The 3532-nt window shown below is 64.0% G+C and carries 4 protein-coding genes; 3 read left to right on the top strand and 1 reads right to left on the bottom strand.

Annotation, left to right across the window (positions count from 1 at the left end; all coding sequences use genetic code 11):
- The 3 genes from RMO81_RS14620 to RMO81_RS14610 form a co-directional block, all read left to right on the top strand.
- Positions 1–618, top strand: a 618-nt coding sequence (locus tag RMO81_RS14620) for a formyltransferase family protein (protein WP_310476643.1), incomplete at its 5' end; no start/stop codon positions are given.
- A 104-nt stretch (positions 619–722) separates the two neighbouring features.
- Positions 723–1631 (top strand): hypothetical protein, encoded by a 909-nt coding sequence (locus RMO81_RS14615; protein ID WP_310476642.1) that lies wholly within the window; start codon positions 723–725, stop codon positions 1629–1631.
- Positions 1632–1834: 203 nt separating this feature from the next.
- Positions 1835–2812, top strand: coding sequence for an alpha/beta hydrolase (locus RMO81_RS14610; RefSeq protein WP_310476640.1), 978 nt, complete (start codon positions 1835–1837; stop codon positions 2810–2812).
- Between the two features lie 99 nt (positions 2813–2911).
- On the opposite strand, the gene ndk is transcribed toward RMO81_RS14610, so the two are convergent.
- Positions 2912–3334, bottom strand: coding sequence for a nucleoside-diphosphate kinase (gene ndk, locus RMO81_RS14605; protein WP_310476639.1), 423 nt, complete (start codon positions 3332–3334; stop codon positions 2912–2914).
- Positions 3335–3532 lie beyond the last annotated feature (198 nt).

Here is a 3532-nt window from a genome sequence, read left to right as displayed (position 1 = left end):
CTCAACATCCACCCGTCGCTGCTGCCCAAACACAAGGGCCTGCACACCCACGAAGCCGTGCTGGCGGCCGGCGAAGCCGAGACCGGCTGCACCATCCACATCGTCACCCCCGAACTGGATGATGGCCCAACCCTGGCCCAGGCGCGCATCAAGGTGCTGCCCGGCGACACGCCCGACAGCCTGGCGGTGCGCGTGCAATATGCCGAGCACCAACTCTACCCACGCGTGCTGGCCGATTTCGTCTCGGCGGCGGACCGCCCCGAAGCCCTGCTCACCCGCGTGCGCGGTCTGGCGCTGAACCTGCCAGTGGCGACGGAAAAACTCTCCCACGGCTCCCCCGGCTTTTTCGTCGAAGGCGGCAAGTTCTTCGCCTATTTCAGCGAAAACCACCACGGCCACGGCGTCACCGCGCTCTTGTTGAAAGTCTCCGGCCTCGACGAAGCCGCCATGCTGATCGAGCAGGACCCGGACCGCTTTTTCCGCCCCAAATATTTCGGCCCCGCCGGTTGGGTGGGCATTGTCCTCACCGACGGGCCGGACTGGGCGATGATCGAAGCGATGCTGAGCGCAGCGTGGCGGCTGTGTGCGCCCAAGCGGCTGGCGATCCTGCCCTTCTGAAACGCGGGCACCGCCCACCCCATTGCCCCCGGAATAGGCCTCGCCTATTCCGGCAAGACAGCCGGCGCACAGAACGACGCGGCTGCGCAATGGGGGACAATTTGATGCGGAATTTGCTTCTTGCCGCGGCCCTGGCCGCCCTTTCGGCGCAGCCGCTTGCTGCACAGGCGACAGATGCCGCCCCCGCACCTGCTGCAGCGCCCGCCGCCGCACCAGCCGCAGCCCCGCTCAGCCTCTTCATCGACGGCAAGGGGCCGAACGGCATGAGCGATCTGCCCATGGGCGTGAAACGCATTCCCGACAGCAACATCGTCGTCTCCGGCCACCAGAAGGGTGGCGCGCTGGGCCTGTTGTTCGGCGTGGTCGGCATGGCAGTGCACAGTGCGGCCAATACCGATGCCGGTGGCAAGCGGACGAACGACACCCAGGACGCGCTGCGCTTCGACGTGACCGGCCGGGCCACCGAACTGACGGGCAGCATCCTCGCCGAGGAGCAGTTCCAGGGCGCCTACACGCTCGCCACGGCAGAAAGCCCGTCGGGCGTTACGATGGTGCCCTACATCGTTCTCACCTTCGTCAACCAAACCGACGTGCGGCCCTATATCGTGCTGAAGACCAAGCTCGAACCCGAAGCCGGCAGCAAAAAGCCCCGGACGATCAAGTATTTCTGCTGCGAGGGCCCGGCGATGCCGTTGACCGGTGCGGGCAGCCTCACCGAAAACAACGGCGAAAAGCTGAAGGCCCTGCTCAACGCCGAACTGGAAACGGCGCTTCGCATCATGCTGACGGACCGCCGCCAGCCGTTTGCACGCAACGATGATGCCAAGCTCGACGTGAACGGCTCGCTGCCGTTCGTCGGCAAGCCGTCCAAGTGGCGGGCCTGGGATCTTGGCAGCTACAAGGATTACAAGCTGATCGAATTTCGCGGCGGCATCCTGGTGTTTGGCGGCGTCCATGCCGTCGAGCCGGGCGCGCTGGAGATCACGCCCTATGTGAAGAAGAAGAAGAAGTGACGAACGCGAAAGTGGCTTGAAGGCACAGGCGAACAAGATCTCCCCCTTGCAGGGGCGATGTTGAGCGCAGCTTGGCGCTTGTGCGTACCAAAGCGATTGGCCATGCTGCCGAGCTGACCCACAGCGGCGAGAGGCTGACGATGTTGACCCTGGATCAAATCTCCCGTCGCCGATTCCTTGCTGCAGCGTCTGTCTCCAGCCTCATGTTGAGCGGCTCTGCACTCGCCGCCGACACTGATCCGTTTGCCCTGTCTGATCCGGAACTTCGCGAAGCGGCACGACGCATGCCTTCCAACCGCCTCGGGGCGGAAACACTGGCTGCGCGGCGGGCGAGTGAAGTTGATGGCGTACCGCTGCCCTTGCCAGCGCCACAGCCACAAATTCGCATGGTTCCCGGCCCGAAGAACGCGCCTGATGTGCAGGTGGCGATGTTCGATGGATCCAAGGTTGCGCGCGGCAAGCCCGTCTATTTGCACATGCACGGCGGCGGATATGTGGCTGGGCGACTCATGGCGCGCCCGGCCAGGCTGCAGACCTTGGCACAAGAGGCTGAGTGCCTGTTGGTGTCAGTCGATTATCGCCTTGCCCCCGAAACCCGCTTTCCCGGCGCATTGGAAGACAATTATGCCGTGCTGCGTTGGTTGATTACGCAGGCCGATGTGCTGGGCATCGACCCAAAACGCATTGCGATCGGCGGGGATAGTGCCGGTGGTGGCCACGCTGCCATGCTGGCCATCGCGGCCCGAGATCGCGGCGAATTTCCGATTGCGTTCCAGCTACTTGTATTTCCGATGCTGGACGATCGCACCGCTTCAACGGTATCCGTACCGCCCCATATCGGCACGATTGCCTGGAGCCGCGAAGCCAATAGTTTCGGCTGGACAGCATTGTTGGGGCAGGCGCCGGGGCTGCCCTCGGTGCCGATGGGTTCGGTACCGGCACGGGTCGAGAATCTTGCCGGCCTGCCGCCCACCTTCATCGCCGTGGGGGCACTGGATTTGTTTGTTCTTGAAGACATTGCCTATGCGCAGCGACTGACGGCCGTTGGCGTCCCGGTGGAAATGTTGGTGGTGCCGGGAGCGTTCCATGCCTTTAATATTGCTGTCCCCGGAGCAAGAGTTTCCCGCCAGTTCAATGCCGCCATAACGTCCGCCTTGAAACGCGGACTGGGCAACGCCTGATGGTCTGATCGGCTGCATCGAACAGTTCAAGGCTGGCGCCCAGATACAGAAAGGGCCGCAGGATCACTGCGGCCCTTTTGGAATTCAAGGCTGATAGCTTCAGCCAACGATCTCGGTCTGCGCGAAGAAATAGGCGATCTCGATCGCGGCGTTCTCGTCGCTGTCCGAGCCGTGCACGGTGTTGGCTTCGATCGATTCGGCCAGTTCCTTGCGGATGGTGCCGGCGTCGGCGTTGGCCGGGTTGGTGGCGCCCATGATGGCGCGATAGGCGGGAACAGCGTCTTCGCCTTCGAGGACCTGCACCACAACCGGGCCGCTGATCATGAACTGCACCAGTTCACCGAAGAAGCCGCGTTCGCGGTGGACGGCGTAGAAACCTTCGGCCTGGTCCTGGGTGAGATGCAGGCGCTTTTGCGCCACGATGCGCAGGCCGGCGCCTTCGATCATCGTGTTCACCTTGCCGGTGATGTTGCGGCGGGTGGCATCGGGCTTGATGATCGAGAAGGTGCGGGTGATCGCCATGGAAAATTCCTGTGTTGCAGTGCGGGATGGAGGATGCGCGGCCCCCTACAGGGGGAGGTGGGAATTGGCACGGGTGGGCGGGGCAAGCCCCTCCCCCATCTTGGGGGCAGGGGTGACTCGCGCGGAGCGCGGCGGGGTGGGGGTCGCAAGGCCACGCTCGGAAACCCTCACCCCGCTCGCGCCCAGGGGCGCGAGGCG

The organism is Sandarakinorhabdus sp. (assembly GCF_031422795.1).
Lineage (GTDB): Bacteria > Pseudomonadota > Alphaproteobacteria > Sphingomonadales > Sphingomonadaceae > Sandarakinorhabdus.
The sequence above is the reverse complement of the archived record's forward strand: the minus strand, read 5'-3'. Positions and strand labels throughout refer to the sequence as shown.

Excerpts from the sequence above, each read along its gene's own strand:
- RMO81_RS14615 (WP_310476642.1), top strand. The coding sequence starts at position 723 with ATGCGGAATTTGCTTCTTGCCGCGGCCCTGGCCGCCCTTTCGGCGCAG.
- RMO81_RS14610 (WP_310476640.1), top strand. The coding sequence starts at position 1,835 with ATGTTGAGCGGCTCTGCACTCGCCGCCGACACTGATCCGTTTGCCCTG.
- ndk (WP_310476639.1), bottom strand. The coding sequence starts at position 3,334 with ATGGCGATCACCCGCACCTTCTCGATCATCAAGCCCGATGCCACCCGC.